17 protein-coding genes are annotated in these 20,540 nt (G+C 72.9%); 6 read left to right on the plus strand and 11 right to left on the minus strand.

What is annotated here, in order from left to right; translation table 11 throughout:
- Window positions 1-89 precede the first annotated feature (89 nt).
- Window positions 90-2,765 carry an ATP-binding protein gene (locus ACYBSK_RS24735; RefSeq protein ID WP_457479408.1) on the minus strand — a complete coding sequence of 892 codons (2,676 nt, stop codon included), beginning with the start codon at window positions 2,763-2,765 and terminating at the stop codon, window positions 90-92.
- Between the two features lie 266 nt (window positions 2,766-3,031).
- Here ACYBSK_RS24735 and ACYBSK_RS24740 point away from each other — a divergent pair, with 266 nt between their 5' ends.
- Window positions 3,032-4,096: a DUF2510 domain-containing protein gene (locus ACYBSK_RS24740; protein ID WP_460243372.1), complete on the plus strand. Its 1,065-nt coding sequence runs from the start codon at window positions 3,032-3,034 to the stop codon at window positions 4,094-4,096.
- A 229-nt stretch (window positions 4,097-4,325) separates the two neighbouring features.
- Here ACYBSK_RS24740 and ACYBSK_RS24745 read toward each other — a convergent pair whose 3' ends face one another.
- On the minus strand, window positions 4,326-4,958 hold the full coding sequence (locus ACYBSK_RS24745) for a TetR/AcrR family transcriptional regulator (protein WP_457479410.1): 633 nt from the start codon (window positions 4,956-4,958) through the stop codon (window positions 4,326-4,328).
- 101 nt (window positions 4,959-5,059) lie between these two features.
- Between ACYBSK_RS24745 and ACYBSK_RS24750 the strand changes: the two genes are divergently transcribed.
- Together ACYBSK_RS24750 and ACYBSK_RS24755 are read left to right on the plus strand one after the other, a co-directional pair.
- A complete protein-coding gene (locus ACYBSK_RS24750; protein ID WP_460243373.1) occupies window positions 5,060-6,031 on the plus strand; it encodes a phosphatase PAP2 family protein in 972 nt (323 codons plus the stop codon).
- Entirely contained in the window at window positions 6,028-7,029 is a 1,002-nt protein-coding gene (locus ACYBSK_RS24755) for a DMT family protein (RefSeq protein WP_460243374.1), read from the plus strand. Before ACYBSK_RS24750 ends, ACYBSK_RS24755 begins: the two co-directional genes overlap by 4 nt.
- Before the next feature lie 22 nt (window positions 7,030-7,051).
- On the opposite strand, the gene ACYBSK_RS24760 is transcribed toward ACYBSK_RS24755, so the two are convergent.
- From ACYBSK_RS24760 to tgmA, 4 genes are all read right to left on the minus strand, one after another.
- A complete protein-coding gene (locus ACYBSK_RS24760) occupies window positions 7,052-7,903 on the minus strand; it encodes a phospholipid scramblase-related protein (RefSeq protein ID WP_457479413.1) in 852 nt (283 codons plus the stop codon).
- 28 nt (window positions 7,904-7,931) lie between these two features.
- Entirely contained in the window at window positions 7,932-9,380 is a 1,449-nt protein-coding gene (locus ACYBSK_RS24765) for a carboxylesterase/lipase family protein (protein WP_460243375.1), read from the minus strand.
- Window positions 9,381-9,473: 93 nt separating this feature from the next.
- Window positions 9,474-10,481, minus strand: coding sequence for an ATP-grasp ribosomal peptide maturase (gene tgmB / locus ACYBSK_RS24770; RefSeq protein WP_460243376.1), 1,008 nt, complete (start codon window positions 10,479-10,481; stop codon window positions 9,474-9,476).
- 14 nt (window positions 10,482-10,495) lie between these two features.
- Window positions 10,496-10,687: a putative ATP-grasp-modified RiPP gene (gene tgmA, locus ACYBSK_RS24775; RefSeq protein WP_457479416.1), complete on the minus strand. Its 192-nt coding sequence runs from the start codon at window positions 10,685-10,687 to the stop codon at window positions 10,496-10,498.
- 307 nt (window positions 10,688-10,994) lie between these two features.
- Here tgmA and ACYBSK_RS24780 point away from each other — a divergent pair, with 307 nt between their 5' ends.
- Window positions 10,995-11,858 (plus strand): hypothetical protein, encoded by an 864-nt coding sequence (locus ACYBSK_RS24780; protein WP_457479417.1) that lies wholly within the window; start codon window positions 10,995-10,997, stop codon window positions 11,856-11,858.
- Between the two features lie 64 nt (window positions 11,859-11,922).
- Here ACYBSK_RS24780 and ACYBSK_RS24785 read toward each other — a convergent pair whose 3' ends face one another.
- Window positions 11,923-12,150: a DUF5133 domain-containing protein gene (locus ACYBSK_RS24785; protein WP_460243377.1), complete on the minus strand. Its 228-nt coding sequence runs from the start codon at window positions 12,148-12,150 to the stop codon at window positions 11,923-11,925.
- A gap of 265 nt (window positions 12,151-12,415) precedes the next feature.
- Here ACYBSK_RS24785 and ACYBSK_RS24790 point away from each other — a divergent pair, with 265 nt between their 5' ends.
- Window positions 12,416-14,398 carry an ABC transporter ATP-binding protein gene (locus ACYBSK_RS24790; protein WP_460243378.1) on the plus strand — a complete coding sequence of 661 codons (1,983 nt, stop codon included), beginning with the start codon at window positions 12,416-12,418 and terminating at the stop codon, window positions 14,396-14,398.
- A 28-nt stretch (window positions 14,399-14,426) separates the two neighbouring features.
- On the opposite strand, the gene ACYBSK_RS24795 is transcribed toward ACYBSK_RS24790, so the two are convergent.
- From ACYBSK_RS24795 to ACYBSK_RS24810, 4 genes are all read right to left on the minus strand, one after another.
- Window positions 14,427-15,887, minus strand: coding sequence for a GMC oxidoreductase (locus tag ACYBSK_RS24795; RefSeq protein WP_460243379.1), 1,461 nt, complete (start codon window positions 15,885-15,887; stop codon window positions 14,427-14,429).
- Between the two features lie 20 nt (window positions 15,888-15,907).
- Entirely contained in the window at window positions 15,908-16,294 is a 387-nt protein-coding gene (locus tag ACYBSK_RS24800; protein ID WP_460243380.1) for a C-glycoside deglycosidase beta subunit domain-containing protein, read from the minus strand.
- 42 nt (window positions 16,295-16,336) lie between these two features.
- Complete coding sequence (locus ACYBSK_RS24805; protein WP_460243381.1) at window positions 16,337-17,368, minus strand: sugar phosphate isomerase/epimerase family protein; 1,032 nt, start codon at window positions 17,366-17,368, stop codon at window positions 16,337-16,339.
- 133 nt (window positions 17,369-17,501) lie between these two features.
- Window positions 17,502-18,893: an MFS transporter gene (locus ACYBSK_RS24810; RefSeq protein WP_460243382.1), complete on the minus strand. Its 1,392-nt coding sequence runs from the start codon at window positions 18,891-18,893 to the stop codon at window positions 17,502-17,504.
- Window positions 18,894-19,068: 175 nt separating this feature from the next.
- On the opposite strand from ACYBSK_RS24810, the gene ACYBSK_RS24815 reads away from it, so the two are divergent.
- Window positions 19,069-20,487 (plus strand): MFS transporter, encoded by a 1,419-nt coding sequence (locus ACYBSK_RS24815; protein WP_460243383.1) that lies wholly within the window; start codon window positions 19,069-19,071, stop codon window positions 20,485-20,487.
- Window positions 20,488-20,540 lie beyond the last annotated feature (53 nt).

Raw genomic sequence — 20,540 nt, forward strand, 5'->3', positions numbered from 1 at the left:
GCGACAACGCGGAGCGTTGGCAACCGACGACAACGCAGCAGATGTGCGTGCCAGGCCCCGCGACTCCAGCAAGATCCGTCAGAAGGGCCCTAGCGCAGCCCCCGCCCCGTCTCCAGGACCTCCCGCGCCCGCGCCGCCAGTCCGTCCGCGCCGCACGCGCGGGCCAGTTGCAGACCGCGGTTGAGTTCCGAGAGGGAGCGGGCCGCTATGCCGTACTCGACGCGGGCCTGGGCGTGCTCGTAGGCGCAGGGGGACGCCTCCAAGTACGTCACCGCCTTGGCGTACAGGGTGAGTTGCTTCTGGCCCGTCTCCAGGGCGGCCGCGCAGCGCAGGGCCTCCCCTATGGCCGTGTCCGTGCCGAACCGCTCGGCCTGGATGCGGGCCTCCGCGGCGAGTTCGGCGGCGCGGCGCGGGTCGGTGGGGGCGAGCGCGCGGGCGAGGTCGCAGGCCCACGGCGCCATGATCGTGTTGTGCCCGCCGCGGGCGGTGGCCGCCTTGGCCGCGGTCTCCAACTCGTTGATGCCCTCCTCCACGCGGCCGACGGCCAGCAGCAGCCGGCCGCGGACCGAGTGCGCGTCGGGCAGCACGACGGTCGAGGGGTAGGGCGGGCCGAAGGAGTACCGCTCGGCGATCTCCATGGCCTCCGCCGCCTTGCCGCGCGCGAGCAGCGTGTCGATGAGCATGCAGGCCGCGTCCCAGTGCAGGGGCAGCCCGCGGCCCACGCGGTCGGCGAGCCGCAGCCCTTCGCGCAGAAACGCTTCGGCGTCGGTGAGCCGGCCGCGCCTGCGGTGCACGTACCCGACGAAGGCGTGCGCGAGCGCGAGGTGGCCCCCGCTCCAGCCCGCCGTCTCGTACGTGCGCAGGGCGTCGCTGAACATGCTCTCGGCGCGGTCGAGCCGGTCCGCGTAGACGTAGGAGACGGTGAGCATGGTGAGGACCTCGAAGCCCCATTCGGGGTCGGTCCAGCCGAGGCCGGGCGCCAGGCCGCCGTTGACCATGGCGCGGTCGCAGCGCTCGACGACCTCCTCCGCGTTCTCCCCGCGGGTCATCGCGTCGAAGGCGCGCAGCATGAGCAGGACGCGCTCCGGGTTGTCGCGGCCCGCGAGGCGGTCGGCGAGTTCGGCGAGGCGGCGGGAGCGGCCCGGCGAGTCCTCCTCGCCGGTGTGGATGCCCTCCCACATGAAGTGCATGGCCTGGAGGCGCAGGCGCGCGTGGCCGGGCGCGAGGCGCTCGGCCTCCTCGTCGATGAGGCGCAGCGCCTCCTCCAGCTGGTCGTTGTGGACCAGCGCCTGGGACAGCCGGCACACCGCGTCGACCCGCAGGTCCCCGTCGAGCCCCGGTGTCGTGTCGAGCGCTTCCGTGAGGTGCCCGATGGTGGTGGCGGGCGAGGTCAGGAGCGTCGCGCAGCCCAGCTCGTAGAGCACTTCGGGGCGGATCTCGGGCAGCGGCGGTTCCTGGAGGGCGCGCTCCAGGCAGCGGCGGGCGGCCTCGGGGGCGCCGACGGCGAGGTGTTCCCCGGCCGCGGCGCGCATCTGCTCGACGAGTTCGATGTCGTCGTCCGGGTGCACTTCGAGGAGGTGCCGGGAGGCCGCGGCGGGCCCGTGCCCGGACGCGGTGACGGCCCAGGCGGCCTGTCCGTGCATGGCGGTGCGGGTGGCCGGCGGGATCGCGTCGTAGACGGCGGAGGCGATCAGCGGGTGCACGAACTCCAGGGTGCTGTCGTCGCCGTACGTGTCGTCGGTGAGGATGCGCGCGGCCACCAGCCGCTCGGCGCAGCGCCCCGCCTGCTCGGGGTGCATGCCGGCGAGGAGCGCGGCGAGGCCCGGCTCGATACGGGTGCCGAGGATGGCGGCGGCCCAGGCGAACCGGGTGGCCTCGGTGCCGAGCCCTTCGAGCCGGGTGACGAGGCCCCGGCCACGCGCCGACTTGTTCAGCGCCCGCAGTTCGGCCGCCGAGTCCTCCTCGGGACGCAGCTCCGCGTCCTGCACCTTGGCCAGCAACTCGACGGTCTCGTACGGGTTTCCACCCGTGACCGCCCACACCTCGCGGCAGAACGGGTCGTCGGCGTGCCGCCCGAGCGTGGCGCGGGTGATGCCCGCGGTGGCGGCGGGGGTGAGCGCGCGCAGGCTGGTGGCGCCGGGGCGGGCTGCGGCGGCCACCGCGTCCAGGCAGGCGGCGGCCCGCTCGTCCTCGGCCTCGCGCTGCGCGACGACGACGAAGACCGGCAGGTCGTCGAGGCGCTCGGCGAACGCGGCCAGCCACTCCAGGGTCTCCAGATCGGCCCAGTGCGCGTCGTCGATCAGCAGCACCAACGGCCAGTGCAGCCGGGCCAGTCGGGCCGCCGCGACGACGAGTCCGTCGCGCACGCCCTGCGGGTCGGCCTGCCGTCCGGTGGGCTCGGCGATGCCGAGGGCGGGGCCCGCGATGTCGTACCAGTCGCCGAAGTACTCGCGCGCCTCGTCCTCGGAGAGCGCCACGAGGGCGGGCTGGAGGAGCTGGCGTACGACGTTGAAGGGGACGGAGGTGACCGTCTCGCCGCCGCGCGCGGACCACACGGTGGCGCGGCCCGCCGCCATCTCGCGCACCTGGGAGAGCAGCGCGGTCTTGCCGAGCCCGGCCTCTCCCTTGTAGACGATGAGGCTGCCCGCGGCCGCGGAGTCGCCGGACAGTTCGTCGAGTGCGCGCGCCGCGACCCCGAGTTCACCCTCCCGCTCCCACAGCCGCAGGCCGGAGGGCGCGGCGTCGGCCTGCCGTCCCTGGGTCATCCCGCAGCCTCCCGTTGTCGTTTCCGGTGTCGTCCCGATGTCGGTCCGCAGCCGATCACATGGGTTGATCGACGTACTGGTCACGAGGGTAGTCCGGGAGGCCTTTCCTTCGTGGGGCGTCTCGGCAGCCGGTGACATTTGGTCGGAGATGGGGCCTCGTGGCCGCGCTCGGGCCCGTCCGTCGGCCGGGGTGTCCCGGTAACGATCCCGACCGCAAGGCCGACCCTCTCATCCGCTTTTCAGCCGGGGCTCATACTGTTCCGTCCATGACGTCGCAGACTCCCGCAGGCTGGTACCCCGATCCGGGGCAGGTTCCGAACGGCCCGCGCACCGAACGCTGGTGGGACGGGGCCCGCTGGACCGACCAGACCCGGCCCGCCACCACCCCGCCGCCCGTGCCGCCGACGGCGCCGCAGCAGCCTTCGCAGCCGCCCCAGCAGCAGCCGGTCGCCGCGGTCCCGCAGTACCCCACCGCGCCGGTGATGAACCCGGCATACCCCAACTACCCGGGCCAACCGGGCCAGTTGCCGCCGAAGCCGCGCGGCCGGGGGCGCATCGCCATCGCCGCGGGGATCGCGGTCGTGGTGCTCGCGGGGATCGGCACCGGCGTCTACGCGCTCACGTCGGGCGGGGACGGCGACGGCAAGGACGACAAGGCGGACTCCCGGTCGCAGAGCCCCAGCCCGGAGGGACCGGACGAGCGGGGCGCCCCGGGCGACGGCGAGAGCCCGGCCCCCGAGTCGCCGCGGTCGTCGCCGCGGGCGCCGCTCGACGAGGGGTACGCGACCGACGTCGGCAACGGGGTGGCGATCCCGGTCGTCAAGAACTGGACCGGCACCGACGGGGCGGGCGTCGCCGGGATCACGATCGGCCCGTACCCCTGCCCCAACTCGAAGGGCGACACCTGCGTCAAGGGCGGCGCGTCGACGTCGTCGGCGGAGCGCCTCAAGCTCGACGCGAAGAGCGCGGAGGCCGCGGCGAAGGAGGACATAGCGAAGAACGCGAAGTCCTCCTACGGCGGCAAGACCTATGAGGGGATCACGAGCCACAAGCAGCTCTTCTCGAAGGCGGTCACGGTCGCCGGGCAGAAGGGGTACCGGGTGCGGTGGAGCGTGAAGACGAAGTCGGACGTCGACGCGTGGGTGGAGTCGGTGGCGTTCCCCTCGCCGGGGGATCCCGACAAGCTCGTCGTGCTGCGGGTCGGGGTGGATGTGCCGCGGACCAGTGCGGAGAAGGCGGCGGGGCCGGACGCGGGGGCGATCGACGAGATCGTCGAGGGTGTGAAGAAGGCGGAGGTCACGGGTGGGGGTGACGCGGGCAAGAACGTGTGACGCCCTCCTCGACGGGGCGGCCCGTGCCGTGGTTGCACTTGCGGGGCTCCGCCCCGGACCCCGCTGCTCAATCGCCGCAGGGGCTTGAACCGCTCAGGATCAAGTGGCCGGGCGGGCCTCCTCCGCTCAAGGAGGGCCCGCCCGGCCGGGGGTGCGCGCCGCCCCCGTCCCCACGGTGCGGCGCGGGCGGGCCGTCGGTCGGTCATCCCTGCGACCGACGGCCAACCGTTCAGGTGGCCCGACCCTCCGGGGTCAGGCCGAGGCCCGGAAGCAGCGCGCGCTCGACGAAGCGGACGAGATAGTCCCCGTCGGCATCGCGCCCCTCCAGGATGGGCCGGCTGCGCATGACTCCGAAGAGCTGCGCGGCCAGGAAGGGCAGCGCGGGATGGTCCGCGGCGATCTCGCCGCGCTCCACCGCCCGCCGCACCATCGCGTCGATCGACGCGAGCTCCGGCTCGATCAGCGCCTCGCGCAGCGCGCCCTTCAGCTCGTCGTCCTGGAGGGCGGCGTGCCCGAGGGCCTGCACGAGCACGGTGTCCGGCTTGGCCTGCGACGCCGCGTTGCGCGCGGCGGCGACCAGGTCCCCCGCGAGCGTACCCGTGTCGGCCATGAAGAACTTGGCGCAGCGTCCGGCGCGCAGCGCCGCGGCCACGAGCTGCGGCTTCGTCTTCCACTGCCGGTAGAGCGTGGACTTGCTGCAACAGGCCTGCGCGGCGACGCCCTCCATGGTGACGGACTCGTAGCCGCTCTGCCGCAGCTGGTCGAGGACCACGTCGTAGAACTCCTGCGCCCGCTCGGGGCTGATCTTGGAGCGGCGCGAGGCGGTGGGCACGGCTTCGGTGGCCTGGTCTCGCGTCGTCATGGCCCTCACTCCTCGGTCGGCGGCAGTGTCGATGAGATCACACCGGCCTATCGATACGCCAGTGTACCGGTACGCCACCGTATCGGTACACTGGCGTATCGATGAACGGGAACACACGGGAGCCGGAGCAGCACGCCGTCCGGCCGCCCCTGATACGCGAGCTTCTGGTGGTCGTGGGACTCTTCCTCGTCTACAAGCTCGGGCGGCAGCTGGCCAACGGCCACACCGCCGAGGCCTTCCACAACGCCGACCACGTGTGGAGCTTCGAACGCGCCGTGCACCTGCCCGGCGAGGGCGCGGTGCAGGACGTGCTGCTGAGCAGCGACACCCTGGTGCACGCCGCGAACATCTATTACGCGTCCGTGCACTTCCCGGCGACGATCGCGCTGCTGGTCTTCCTCTACCTGCGCCGCCCCCGCCACTACCTGTGGACGCGGCGGGTGCTCGCCGCGCTCACCGCGGCGGCGCTCGTGCTGCACCTGACGTTCCCGCTGGCCCCGCCGCGGATGCTGGACGCCACGCACCTCGTCGACACGGCGCAGGTCTACGGCCCGTCGGTGTACGCGGCGCAGCCGGACACCGACACGATGGCGAACCAGTTCGCCGCGATGCCCTCGCTGCACTTCGGCTGGGCGCTGATGGTCGCCATCGGCCTGGTCGCCGCGACCCGCTCGCGGTGGCGCTGGCTGTGGCTCGCGCACCCGCTGTTCACGCTGCTGGTGATCGTGGGCACCGCCAACCACTACTGGCTGGACACCATCGTGGCGACGCTGCTGCTCGGCGCCGCGCTCGCGGTGATCCGGCTGCCGCGCTCCGTCGACTCGACGGGCTTCTGGCGCCACCTGTTCCCGGTGCCGGCCGCCGCGGGCGCGCCGCACGTCGCGGAGTACGCGGCGGCCACGCCGACGCCGTGGGCCCCGGCCGCGTTCCGTACGCCGCCCGACGCGCTGACGGCCGCCGACGTGCTCGCCGCGGCGACGCCGACGCACATACCGGTCGAGGTGATCTCCGCGCCGGGCGCCGGCCCGGCCGCCCCCTCCACCGTGAGCCTCGCGACCGGAGGGGCACGATGACCGCCACCCTGCTCGCCGTCGCCCTCTCCCTGGTGTCCGCCGTGGCGTACGCCGCCGCGGCCGTGGCCCAGGAGCGGCTCGCGGCCAGGTCGGGCGCGGGCACGCTGCGGCTGCTCGGCACGGGGGCCTGGTGGTGGTCGGTCGGGCTCAACGCCGCGGCCGCGCTGCTGCACGTCGCCGCGCTCAAGTACGGGCCGCTCACCCTCGTCCAGCCGCTCGGCGCGCTCACCCTCGTCGCCGCGGTGCCGCTGGGCGCGCGGGTGGCGGGGCGGCACGTCACGGTCGGCGAATGGCGCGGTACGGCGCTGACGCTCGCGGGGCTGTGCGCGCTGCTCCTGACCGCGTCGGGTCCGGCCCCCGACGACACGCTCTCGCTGCCCGAGGCGCTCGGCGTGGCGGGGGTGACGGCGGCCCTCATCGGCGTGCTTTCGCGCCGCGGCGCCAAGCCGGGCCTGCGCCACGCCACTGCCTCCGGTGTCGCCTCGGGCGTGGCCTCCGCGCTGACGCAGACCGTGACGGTGGCCGTGACGGACCGCTCGGGTCCGCTGCTGGACGTACACGTCATCGGGGTGGCCCTGCTGGTGGCGGCCTTCGCCGCGGGCGGCCTGCTCCTGTCCCAGACCGCCTACCGGGGCGGCCTCGGCGCTCCCCTGGCCATGGTCACCCTCGCCAACCCCGTCGCCGCCTCCGTCATCGGCCTCGCCCTCCTCGGCGAACACCTCCAGGGCGGCCCGGCCGGCTGGGCGCTGGCAGCCCTGGGCGCGACGCTGGCCACGGGTGGCGTGATCCTCCTGACCCACACGCACGCGGCGCCGACCGCCACCGCGGAAGCCCCTCCGGCCCAGCGACCGGCTCCGCCTATTCACGCCCTTGCAGCACAGCGACCGGCTCCGGCTATTCAAGCCCCTGCGGCACAGCGAACGGCTCCGGACATCCAAGCCCCTCCGGCGATTGAGGAGCGGGGTCCGGGGCAGAGCCCCGTGGCCTACGCCCCGTAGCGGCGCACCCCGACCGCCCCGGTCACCCGAACCCTCGCGCGTCCTGCTTCAACGCCGTGTCCACGGTCAACGCCGTCGCCACGACCAGACTCAACAACGGCTCGGGCAACTGGTAGTGAATCTGCAGCACATAGTTGTCCGCGGTCGTGAACATCGTCTTGGCGAGCCCCTCCCACGTCTTCGTGATCCGCGCGACCTCCTGGTCCGCGTGGTCCACGATCGCGAAGTTCCAGGCCCGCCAGTTCTCCGCCTTGATGGCACCGATCTGCTGCCCGTTCGCCGTCATCGCAAAGTTGATCTTCCCGATGGCGTTCTGCTGCACGATCTCGCCGACCGGCGACCCGTCGGGCCGCTCCACGACGACCCGAGACTTGATGAACTTCGCGGGCCGCGTGAGCACGAGGTGCGGCTGCCCGTACGCGTCGCGGATCTCCAGCTTGTGCGTCATGAACTGGTCGACGCTGGAGACGAACCGCAGCGCCTTCTTCATGGCGCTCTGGCCGACCTGGACGACGGAGCCCAGCTGACGGCCGTGCTGGTCCATGACGCTGTACTCGTTGGTCAGCTCGATCAGCTTGGCCCGCTGGTTCACCACGAGGACCGGCTCACTGAACAGGGACCCGGCGGCGGGCGCCTGGACGGGAGCCTGAACCGGCGGCGCCTGTACGGGAGCCTGGACCGGCGGTGCTGGGACCGGCGGCGCCTGAGCCGGGACCGGTGCGGGGGCCTGCACCGGCGGCGCCGCCTGCGCGGCGGCATGCGTGTGCTCGGTCCACTGGGAGCCGTCCCACCACCGCAGGCCCTGCGACGGGCCCTGCGGTGCGCCCTGCGGGTCCGGGTACCAGCCTGCAGGGATGTTCGATTGCGTTGTCACCGGGGCACACTATCGCGGGCCCACGACCTCACCGGACGCCCTCCCACAGCTCCCGCTCCGCCGCCCGCGGGTCCGCCTCGACACGGCAGTCCCCCGCATCGAACACCATCGTCGCCCGCTCCCCCGCCGGGTCGTACGCGGCCCACCCCGGGTCGCCCGACTCGGCGAACGCGACCCACGCCCCGTGCATCGCGCGCGCCAGGTCCGCCGGGGCGTCCTTGCCCGCGAGCGCGACGTAGTCCGGGTCGTCGACGCGGTCGAAGACGAAGCCCAGCTCCAGGGCGTGGCACGCACCCAGCTCACCGCCGAACTGCGGCGACCGCCAGGCGAATTCGTACACGTGGGAGCCCGGCACGGCCTCCGCGAGCCGTACCGCCGGGATCCGCCAGAACCAGTCGGTGACGAGGGCGTCGAGCAGTTCGCCGGGCGTGGCCCCCGGCCGGCTCGCCCGGTAGCCCGCCAGATCGGCGCCGTAGGCCTCGGCGCCCCGCCGCACCCGGCCCTCGCTGATGGTGGCGAAGCGGCCGGTCGGCACCATGTAGAGGCGGTTCTCCTCGCGGTTGCTGCCGACGAGCAGGTCCACGCCCGCGTCCGGCCCCGGCAGCAGACGCTCCCGCGCGACCGGCTCGAACACCATCCCGTTGAGCGCCGCGTCGCCCCACACCGCCGGGTCGGGCCGTCGCCGGAACTCGTCCGACAGCGCGCCCTGCGCCGCCACCAGCTCCGGCAGCGGCACCGCGGCGAACGCCTCCGCCGTGTGCGCCACGCCGAGCCGCGAGGCCAACAGCTCCCCGATGCGGCGCGCGGTGTCGGGCCGTACGAAGTGGTGGCAGGCCCCGCTCTGGAGCGCGGCGCGCCGGAACAGGCCGCGGGCGCGCGGCTCCACGAGCAGCCGGCCGATGGCGACGGCCCCGGCGGACTCGCCGAAGACGGTCACCCGGTCGGGGTCACCGCCGAACGCCTCGATGTTGTCCCGCACCCACTCCAGCGCGGCGATCATGTCGAGCAGCCCCCGGTTGTCGGGCGCCCCCGGCAGGTGCAGGAATCCGTCCACGCCCAGCCGGTAGTTGACGCCGACGAAGACGACGCCGTCGCGGGCGAAGGCGTCGCCGCGGTAGCCGGAGGAGTTCGCGGAGCCGTTGGAGAAGGAGCCGCCGTGCAGCCACACCATGACGGGCAGGCGGGCGCCGGGTCCCGGCTCCGGGGTCCACACGTTGAGGTTGAGGCAGTCGGGCCCGTCCTGGCCGGCCTCGGGGATGAGCGCGTCGAACGGCGGGGCGTACGGCGCCTTGGGCGCGGTCGCCCCGTACGCGGTGGCGTCCCGTACCCCGGTCCACGGCTCGGCGGGCTCCGGGGCGGCGAAGCGGCGCGGGCCGAACGGGGCGGCGGCGTACGGCACTCCGAGGAAGGCGGTGACGCCGTCCGTGGTGCGTCCGCGCAGGGTTCCCCGGCTGGTGACTGCGGTGGCGTCGGTCATGCGGTGCGGCTCCCTCGATGGTGCGGTCGGCGGTCGGCCACTCCTCTCGTACCCCGCCGTCCACCACCCCGTAAAGATCGCGGGGGAGTCGGGTCAGCCACACCCCGCGCCGAGGGCGCGCTCGTCGTCCTCGCCCGCCGGGGGCACGGGCCCGAGGGGTTCGCCCGCGAGCCACTCGGCGACGGCGCGGCCGATGGGCTGCCCCGTCTCGATCTCGACGAAGCCGAACTGGCCGGACTGGTTGCACTCCAGGAACCACCAGATGCCGTCGGCGTCCTCGGCGAAGTCGAAGGCTCCGTACGCCAACTGGGCGCGGGTCAGATAGGCCCGCACGGCGTCGGCGACGCGCCGGGGCACGGGTATCGGGCGCCAGGGGCCCGCGGCGGCGTCGAACCGTACGTCGTCGATGCCGGGGCCGTCCTCGCGTCCGCCCGGGGAGGCGGCGGCACGCGCGGCGAACAGCCGACTCCCCACGCACGTCAGACGGATGTCCGCGGCCCTGCGCACGCGGCGCTGCAACAGCGTGGGGCCGTTCGCGACGTCCTGGAAGTCCTCGCCCGGACGCACGCGCGTGGTCGGCACGGCGAGCCCGGCGTCGTCGGGGTGCTTGCCGGAGACGGGCTTCACGATGAGGTCGGGGTAGCGCTCGGCGAACTCGCGGGCGGCGCGCGGGAACGTGGTGATCAGCGTGGCCGGGACCGGGAGGCCGCAGGCGCGCGCCAGCCATAACTGCCACGGCTTCTGGCGGGCCTGGCGGGCGGAGTCGGGGTGGTTCATCCAGCGCGCCTCGGTGCACCGCAGCATCCCGTACAGGGACTGCGAGGCCTCTTCGGTGAGCCAGGGCGACGCGGCTTCGGCGTGGGCGGCGGGTACGCCGGGGCGGCGTACCCAGATGGAGCGCAGGCCGCCCATGCTGACGACCCGGCCGCCCACGGAGAGGTGGCCGTGGAACGCCCCGTGCGCGAACTCTCCGGACACGCCGACGCCGCCGGGCAGTTCGGCGGGATCGAGCCGCAGGACGGGGATTCCATTGGCGTTCAATTCGACGACGGCCAGGTCGGCCGTCACATCCTGTTCACTCGTCAGGATCAGCACGGTCATTTCCGCTGGGCCGTTCAGTCGTCGAAATGGGTTTTCGAACCCGCGGTGGAGGTGGTGGCCGCGAACTCTCGCAACACTGCGTAGTCGCGTGCGGCCACTGCGCCGTTGGCCAGCACGTTCAACTGCAGCGTTGCGTCGTACATGTACGGCGCTCTGACCTCTGCCTCTCGCGTGGGGCGGGCATAGTTCAGTGCGAACGGTCGCATGGGCTCTCCTAGTTGGGGGTTCGCCAAGTCAAGCGCATGGTGACTCTCCGACGTCACACCTCCAGCGGTTTTCTCGGTCTCATTTTGGTAAGACGCGTCACACCGAGGAGGAGTTCATTCCGCCACGCTGCGTGATGACGCAACGTCAGCCGGGCATGCGCGAGGCATAGCGTGGGGCTTTGTGGCCACTCCACCTATACGGCGCCTTTACATCCCTTTACATCTCTGCGCGCGCCCGGACGGCGACAATGCGTCACCCTTCCCGAACGCGCCCTGCGGGCCCGGACCGTGGGGCAGGCTGATCTCCATGACCCCGCACCGGAAGCAAGCCACGCAGACGGCGAAGCGGCACGGAAGACGCGCCGCGCTGACCCTCGCCACGACCCTGGGGGTCCTGGCCCTCGGGGCGACGACGGCGTCCGCCGCACCCACCTGGACGGAGACCGGCACGACGCACGTGAACTCCCTGACGGGGAGCCAGGGCCTGGCCTCGCGCGCGGACGGCACGCTCCTCTACCGGGGCCTCGCCTCCATACCGCTGGCACTGCGCGCGGCGGGCTGGTCTCATGTGGGTGACCCCGATACGGCGCGCGGCTACACCTTCGACGCGTACCAGGGCGGCGACTCGGCCACGAAGAAGATGTTCGCGGTAACATCCCCCGCGGGTACCCGTACCACGTATGAACACGCCCTGGACGAAGGGGAGTTGCTGAACAATTCGTTCGCCGCCGTGTCACCCGACGCCCAGTGGCTCGTCTCCGGCGAATGGGGCACACGGGACCGTCTGCAGGTCTTCCCCACCCCGGTGCTCAACGCTTCCGCGCCACGGCCCGGCACCGACCTCCCGCAGGCGGGCGGCATCACCCTCGACAGGCCGGTGACGAACATCCAGGGCTGCGACTTCACCGACGCCACCCACCTGCTGTGCTCGTCCGACGCCGACACGAAGGAGGTCCTCGACATCACCCTGGACCGCCCGCTGGACGGCGCCCCGGTCACCGGCCGGGTGTCATCGGCGTTCGCGATCCCGCAGCGCAGCGTCTGCAAGGGCACGTTCGAGTCCGAGGGCATCGACTACGACGCGGCGCGGGGCACCCTGCGCGTCCAGATGGTGCCGCCCGCGCCGTGCCTGGTGACCACGGCGGTGATCTCCTACACCCGCTCCGGCTGAGCGGCCGGAACACGACGAGGGGAGCCGGGCGCGTGACACACCCCGGCTCCCCTCCTTCGCCCGGTCAGGCCGCTTCCGCGAGCTCCGATCCGGTGGCACGGAACACGGCGTCGGCCGCTCTCAGCGCGTCCTCGACGCAGGTCGTGCCGGTCATCACACACAACGTGTAGGCGCTGTCCTCGCGTGCGCGCACCGTCCGGGGCGTCGAGTGACGCTCGTCCTCGGCGTCGGCCTCGGCGTGCCGGGCCAGGGCCCGGCGCAGAGTGGCAGCCGTGGGCAGCAACACGGTCATTCCGTCATCTCCTCGCGTGTATCCGTTCGGCCCCGCCCACCCGGCGGGAGCCCCTCCGCCGTATCTACTGCCCCGGTCGACCGGCCGTAATATCGCGACTTTCACGGCGAATCAGAGCATGCCGGGCGCAGCGCGCGTCGACCGCCCGCGTGGCCTCTCTCGCGGCCTCTTTCGTCACTGCCGTTTGGCATTGCGGCGATCCGGCCCGTGCGCCCCTGCGCGCGCTGCACCGTAGCGGACGTCGGCGTACACAGGAGGCAGTCGGATGAGGATGTTGCGGCGCCCGCGGATGGCGGAGCCGAAGGTGTCGGACTCCGAACTGGAGCTGTTCGGCGGTCCGTTGCGCTACGACATGGGCTGGAGCAAGCACGAGTACGCCCGCCTCGACCTCACGCTGTGGGGTGCGCTGCGGTCCCTGCCGCGGCTGGTGGGACACACCATCTCCCTGGCATGGCGCACCGACCGGCGTTCGCTGGTCACCGTGGGGGTCACGGAGGTGGGTCAGGGCATCGCGGCCGCGCTGAAGCTGCTCGCGGTCAACGCGGCCCTGCACGCGGTGCTCGCGGCGGGCACCGATGTGCGCGGACTGCGTCACGCACTGCCCGCCGGGGCAGCTCTCGTCGTGATCAACAGTGTCAACGCCGTCCTGGCATCGTGGTCGACGTCGGCGGCCGGGAGTCTGGAGCCGAAGGTCGAACGGGCGGCGTCCGAGCAGTACTTGGCGGCCTGCGAGCGCGTCGAGATGGCGGCGATCGAGGACGGCTCGTTCCGCGAGCTGATCGACCGGGCGCAGTACGGGGCCAACGAGGCGCGCCACATGATCGGTTCCAGCGTCGCGGCCATCAACAGCGTGTTCGCGCTGATCGCCTCAGGCGGGGTGCTGCTGGCGCTGAACCCGGTGCTGCTGCCGATGCTGGTCCTGATCGTGGCGCCGCGCGGCTGGGGTGTGATGCGGGTGGCCCAGCAGCGCTACTTCTCGACCATGACGTGGATCGAGCACCTGCGGGCGAGCCGGGTGCTGTCCCACCTCCTCACGTCGGTCACGGCCGCGCTGGAGGTACGTGTGCACGGCGTGGGCGGGTACCTGCTGCGCCACTTCCACCGGATGTCGCACACCGCCGAGTCCGAACAGGAGCGCCTCGCCAAGGACAAGGCCCGTACCGAACTGGCGGCGTCCGCCCTTCAGGGCGTCGGCTACCTGCTGACGTTCGTCCTCATGATCGGCCTGTGCCTGTCGGGACACATGAGCGTGGCCGCCTTCGGCACCGCCGCCATGGCGCTGAACTCGGGCTCCGCCGGAATCGGAGCCCTGGTCAGCACCATGAGCCAGCTCCACGAGCAGTCCCTGTACGTGCACGACCTGGCCGACTTCCTCGTGCGGGCCGACGCGTGGGCCGTCCCGGACGGCGGCCTGCCGCTGCCCGAGCGACCGCGCGCCATCCGCCTGGACAAGGTGAGCTTCCGCTACCCGGGTCGCGAGGAACCGGCGGTCAGGGACGTCTCGTTCACCATCCCGCTGGGCAGTGTCATCGCCCTGGTGGGTCCGAACGGCTCCGGGAAGTCGACCCTCGTGCGGCTGCTGTGCGGCCTCCACCTGCCCGGCGAGGGCAGCATCCACTGGGACGACGTCGATGTCGCGGAGGCCGACCGGCACGCGCTGTTCGCGCACGTCAGCCTGCTCACGCAGAACTTCGAACGCTGGCCGTTCACGGCCGGGGCGAACATCCGCATCGGCCGCCCCGACCGCGAGGCCACCGCCGACGGGCTCGACACCTCCGCCGCGTACGCGGGCGCGGACGGGGACATCGCGGCGCTGCCCCGCGGCATGGAGACGCTGCTGGGCAAGCAGTTCCGGGGCGGCAGCGAGCTGTCGGGCGGCCAGTGGCAGAAGATCGGTCTGGCCCGCGCGCACTTCCGCGACGCCTGCATGATCATCGTGGACGAGCCGACGTCCGCGCTCGACCCGGATGCCGAGCAGCGCGCCTTCGACCAGATCCTCGGGCTCGCCGCGCCGGACCGCATCATCGTCCTGGTCACCCACCGCATGGCGGCCGTCCGGCACGCCGACCGCATCTTCGTCCTGCACGAGGGCCGCCTGATCGAACAGGGCAGCCACACCGAACTGTTCGCCGCCGAACCCACCAGCCGCTACGCCCGCATGTACCGCCTCCAGGCCGACCAGTACGAACACCTCCCCCGCCCGACCGTCCCGGGCCCCGCGCGGCCCCCGGTCGCCGAACCGAACTGACCGCGCCGGGCCCGGCGCACACGCGAGGTCACCTCCCTGCGACGGCCAGTGTGCCGGCGATGTGCCGCGCGCCCGCCACCGCCAGCGCCACCGAGGTCAGGGTGGGGTTGCAGGCGGTGGCGGTGGGGATGACCCCGTTGCCCGCGACGTGCAGGCCGGACACGCCCCACACCTCTCCGGCCGGGCCGCAGACCGAGGTGCCGTCGTCGGCCGGGCCCGCCCGGACGGTGCCCTGGTAGTGCAGGGACGAGCCCGGCGCCAGCGTGCGCGGCGCGTCGTCGAGCGGTTCGCCGAGCGCTTCGGCGGCGCGCCGCACGGCGGTGCGGGCGGCGTCGAGCGCGGCGAGGTCGCGGTCGGTGAGCCCGTAGTGGATGCGCATCGCGGGCATGCCGTAGGCGTCTTTGCGGTCGTCGTCGAACTCGACCCGGTCCTCGGCCCGCACGTCCTTCGCGCAGAACCAGCCGAGGCCCACGATCGACCCCGGCGCCGGAACGTCGTCGTCCGCCAACGGCACCGGGGAGGCGTCCAGTTGCATCACCTGGCCGTGGAACGGTTCGTCGTCCGTGTACGGCACCCAGCTCACGCCGCTGTGCGCGGCCGGTCCCGGCTCGACCGGCCCCACGTCCCGCAGCCGTACCGCGTACACGAGCTGGGGCTGGTCGTTGAGGTGGCGGCCGAGCGCGGCGGGGCGGATGCCGGAGGCCCACAGGAGTTGCGGGGTGCGCAGGGCGTCGGCGGCGACCACCACGCGCGCGGCCCGCACGACGTGTTCGCCGCCCTCGGCCAGGTCACGTACGCGGACGCCCACCGCCCGTGCGCCCTCCACCACGACACCCGTGACCAGCGCTTCCGGGAAGAGGGTGTGGCGAGGGTTGTTCCGGCTCACCTCGCCGTGGACGACGTCGGTGCCGGACCAGGCGACCGCGCCGTCGGGGGCACGGTGCACGGCGAGCGGCATCGGCTGGACGCGGCGCTCGGGCGGGCGGTCGCCGTCGAGGGCGTCGGAGAGACGCGCCCGTACCTCGGCGGCGAAGGGCGCGTCGTCGAAGGCGTGGGCGTCGACCCCGAGCAACCGCTCGGCCTCGTCGAGGAGTTCGTCGAGGCCCGGCACGAAGCCGATGCGTTCGCCGTCACCGGGGCGCGGGCAGGCGGCGGTCCAGTGGGCGCCCATGCCGCCGACGTTGCTGGACATCGCCGCGTTCGGCAGCCCTCCGCCGTCGGGGAGCAGGAAGGTTCCGGGCCGGGCGAGGCGCCCGTCGGCCGGGGCGGGGCCGGGTCCCTGGGAGCGGCGCTGCGCGTGCGCGCGGGCGGCCGGGTCGGCGATGTTCTTGACGTGGAGGCCGGGCGGGCCGGCGAGCAGCGGGCCCACCTCGAAGGTGGCCAGGTCGAGGTCCGGGCGTCGCTCGGACAGGACGCGGATGTAGGCGGCGCCGCACGGGCCGCTGCCGACCACGGCCACGTCCACGTGCGCGGGGAATCGTCCGCTCATGGTGGTGGCGGTCCCTCCGTTCAGGAGCCGAGGACGAGGCGTTTGCGGTCGCTGCCGCCGCCGGGCACGGGCATGTACGAGATGCGCAGCCGCACGGAGACGGCGACCTCGTGCTCGCCGGGGGCGAGCGGCGCGTCGGTCTCGAAGCCGAGCACCGCCCGCTCCCCCATCTCCCAGCGGTCATCGGTCACGTGGGGCATCTCGGCGAAGGTGTACGTGGCGCCGTGCACGGTGAACGTGGTGCGCTCGGGCGGGACCGGGGTTCCGTCGACGACGAGATCGACGGCCTCGACCATGGAGAGGAAAAGGCCCCGGTAGTAGGGCATGCGGACCTCGACGCGGCCGCCGGGGCGGCCGTCCTCGCGGGTCCGGAAGCCGTCCTCGCAGACGATGTACTGGTCGAACACGGTGATTGCTCCCTGCGGTGGTGGTCGTGCGGGTGGGGCCGGTCAGGCGGTCGCGGTCGGCTCCTCGCCCAGCAGGCGGGCGAGCATGAGCTGCTGGCGGCGCACCTGCTCCACGCTGTCGACCTCGAAAGCGTCCTGGATGTGCCGGTTGCCCTCGTACTCGCTGGAGAAGTGGCCGGTGAAGCCGCCCTCCGCGTAGACGGGGAGGATGTCCGCGTAGGGGATGCTGAACTCGTTCCCCTCGTCGGTCATCTCGTAGAACTTCGCCTGGACATGGCCGATGAGGGGCATGTGCGGGAGCGATTCCTTCGGCTCGGTCCAGATGTAGTGGGTGGCCTGGCGGGCGAGGGAGAACTCGACGGGTCCGCCGCCGCGGTAGTTGACGACGTCCATCAGCGCGTGGGTGTCGCCGTGGTCGTCGTAGGTGCGCACGATGTAGTCGACGAGTTCGGGGCGGGCGCCGTCGCGCAGCGCGCGTTCGCTGACCACACGCGGGAAGCGCCGTACGTGGATGCCCATGTCGGGCATGAGACCGAGCGCTTGCGGGCCGACACGGTGCAGGACCTCCAAGTGCTCCAGGATCCAGGGGTGTTCGTAGTGGAAGGGTGCGTGCACCTCGAGGAGGACCCGCACCCCCCGCTCCTCGGCATAGGGGGCGACGGCCTCCATGACCTCGGGCGGGAAGTTGATGGTGGCCTTCACGATGGGGGCGCCGAGGCGGACCGCGATGTCGATGTCGCGGCGCACGGACGCGGCCTGCTCGTCGGGGGTGAGGCGGCGGTCGGGGTGGAGCCTGGTGTCGAGGAAGGCGTTGGTGGCGACCGGCGTCGTGCCGTACGCGGCCATCCACGCGTGCCAGCGATCGACGAACGCGTCGCTGAGCACGGGGTAGCCGGGGATCGACTGCTCGGGGATGATCTCGATACCGAGCGCTCCCATGCCGGCCGCGGCGGACACACAGTCCTCGACGGTCATGGTGCGCAGGAAGTACTCCTCCTGGAAGGAGTAGAGGCTGACGGCGCGGCGGATGCCGTGCGGCCGATGTGCGGACGAGGCGGGTGTCAGGGGCGTCATGCTGGGCTGTCGTCTCCTTCGTCGGTCCCGTGGGGACAGTCTCCGCCCCACAAGGATCAAATTCAAGATTCGGATTCTGTTTTTTGGGCGGGAGGCGCCGCTGTCGAGGTGACGCCTCCCGCCTCCGGGCGCGCTAGGACCCGTCCGCCCTCGCCTCGCGGGCGTCGATCTCCGCACGCATCTCCTCGTGCCGCCCGTCCAGGCCCCAGAAGGTCATCGTCACGGCCTGCGCCGCCACCAACAGCAGCGGCAGCCCGTAGAACATGACGCGGATGGCGGTCAGCGCGGCGTCGCTCTCCTGCCCCGGACGGTAGCCGGCCAGCGCGAGTCCGTACGCGACGGCCGCCGAGCCGATGGCGGAGCCGACCTTGGTGGCGAAGCTGACACCGGACGAGAGGAGCCCCTCGTTGCGCGTACCGAAGCGCCACTGCTGGAACTCCACGGTGTCCGCGACCATCGTGAACATCGACACCATGGACAGGCCGATGGCGAAGGTCGCGACGATGTAGCAGCCGAGGAAGACCGGGAAGGATCCCTCGGCCGGGTACATCGCGGCCCAGGCCACCCCGCCGACGGCGAGGGCCTGGAGGTTGCCCCGGCGCTTGCCGAAGCGGCGGTAGTACGGCGGCGCCACCAGGCCGCCGACGATCATCGTGCCGGAGACCAGCGGCAGCAGCACCGATATCGCCCACGGCGCATGCAGGACGGCGAGCGCGAAGTACACCGTGACACCGAGGACCAGTGACAGGCGCACGAAGTTGAGGACGCCGTAGACGAAGGTCACCATCCACGGCCGGTTGCGCCACAGCGTGCGCAGCGCGGTCCCCAGCGCGAGCTTCTCGGACTCGGCGGGCAGCGCATAACGCTCCTTGCAGGCAAGGAAGGTGACGGCGAAGAAGGCGACGCTGAGCACGCTGTAGACGATCGTGGCGAGCGTCCAGCCGCGCTGTTCGTCGCCCGAGCCGAGCCAGGCCACGAAGGGTGTGGTGCTCGCTGTGACGACGATGGAGCCGACCGAGCTGCCGACCGCCCGCAGGCCGCCCATCTGCATCCGCTCGTGCGAGTCCCGCGTCATCATCGGAAGCAGCGAGCTGTAGGGGACGTTGACCAGGGAGAACAGCAGCCCCAGGGTCAGGTAGGTGACGAAGGCGTAGACGAGTTTTCCGCCGTCGCCGACGTCCGGGACCATGAACGTCAGCACGCCGATGACACCGAACGGCACCGACGCGAAGATCAGGTACGGACGGGCCTTGCCCCAGCGGGAGTTGGTGCGGTCCACCAGGATGCCGATGGCGGGGTCGACCACGGCGTCGAGCAGCCGGGCCACCAGGAAGAGGGTGCCGAGCGCCGCGACGGGCACGCGGGCGACGTCGGTGTAGTAGTACAGCAGGAACCCGCCGACGAGGTTCCAGGACAGGTTCGAGGCGAGGTCGCCGGCCCCGTAGCCGAACTTCTCCCACCATCCGAGTCGGACCGTCGGCTCCATGGCCGTCCGCTTGTCGATCGCCTTGCTGGTGATGTCCAACGTGCTCCGCTCCTTCGCGCGCACAGGGCCGCCGCGTTGCGACTCCTCGGATGGACAGCGCACACGACTGGCGCGGCGCGCACAAGACAAAGTAAATTCAAAATTCGGATTTTGTTTATTCGTCCAACGGATACCTGCCGCCGCAGGGCGGCCCACCGCCCCAGGGAATCGCCGCATGCTCCGCTTCTCCGCCGCGCGACGCCAACACCCCGCCCGTCGCGCCCTGTTCGTCTGCCTCGTCCTGGTCACGGCGCTCGGCGCGCTCGACCAGACCATCGTCGCCACCGCCCTGCCCACCGTCGTCGCCGACCTCGGCTCGCCCGCGCGCGCACCGTGGATCGTGACCGCGTACACCCTCGCGCTGGCGGCCGCGATGCCGGCGTTCGGGGCGCTCGGCGACCGGTTCGGGCGGCGCCGGACGCTTCTCGTCTCGATCGCCGTGTTCGTCGCGGCGTCCGTCGCGTGCGCCTTCGCGACGGGGGTCACCGCACTCGCGGCCGCCCGGCTCGTCCAGGGCATCGGCGGGGCGGGCCTGCTGACGCTGCCCCAGGCCGTGGTCGCGGACGCGGTGCCGCCGCGCGAGCGGGCGGCCTACCTCGGCCCGCTCGGCGCGGTGTTCGCGCTGGCCACGGTGGTGAGCCCGCTGCTCGGCGGGTGGCTCACCGACCACGCGTCCTGGCGGTGGATCTTCTGGCTCAACGTGCCGCTCGGCCTCACGGCCGCGGTTCTCGTACGGGCCGTGGTGCCGCGCCGCGCGCACGGCCGCCGCGCCTTCGACACGGTGGGCGCGGCGCTGCTCGCCGCCGCGACCGCCGGGCTCGTGGTGACCGTGGAGGCGGTCGCCGAGAACGGCTGGAACCCACTGTGGGGTTCGGTCGCGGCGGGCACCGGCCTCCTCGCGCTGACCGCGTGGCGCTGGGAGCGGCGGGCGGCCGATCCGGTACTGCCGGTCGCGCTGCTGCGGAGTCAACCCGCGCTCTCCTGCTGCCTGTTGGCGCTGCTCGGCGGCATCGGCCTGTTCGGCGTCCTCGCGTACGTGCCCGCGTGGATCCAGGGCGCGTACGGCACATCGGCGACGACGGCCGGGCTCATGCTGCTGCCGGTCACCGTCGGCATCACCCTCGGCATGAACGGCTCGGGCCTCGCGGTGCGCCGATGGGGCGTCTGGCGCCCGTTCCCGCTCGTCGGGTGCGCGCTCTCCGCCGCGGCGGCGGGCGCGCTGGCCCTGCTGAGCGACTCGCGTCCGCCGCTGCCGGTGACCGCCGCGCTGCTGTGCCTGCTCGCCCTGGGGGCGGGCCTGTTCCTCCAGCTCGTGGTCGTGGTCGCACAGGACGCGGGCGGCGCCGGGGCGACAGGGAAGGTCACGGCGGGGATGGCGTTCGTCCGGGAGCTCGGGGTGCTGCTGGGCGCGGCGGGCCTGGGCGCGCTGGCGGCACACGGCGCGGCGCCCGGCGACCACGGGGCCGCGTTCGCGCCGGTGTTCACGGTCGTCGCGGCCTGCTTCGCGGCCGGGTTCGCCTGCGCGCTGCGGCTGCCGCGCCGCGCGCTCCACGAGCGAATTGCCTCGGCCGAACCCCTAGAAGCAAAATCATGATTCTGTTTCAATCGGGCGTGCCACCGGCACCCGCGAACCCGCACCACTCCCCC

This window comes from Streptomyces sp. BYX5S (assembly GCF_054724165.1).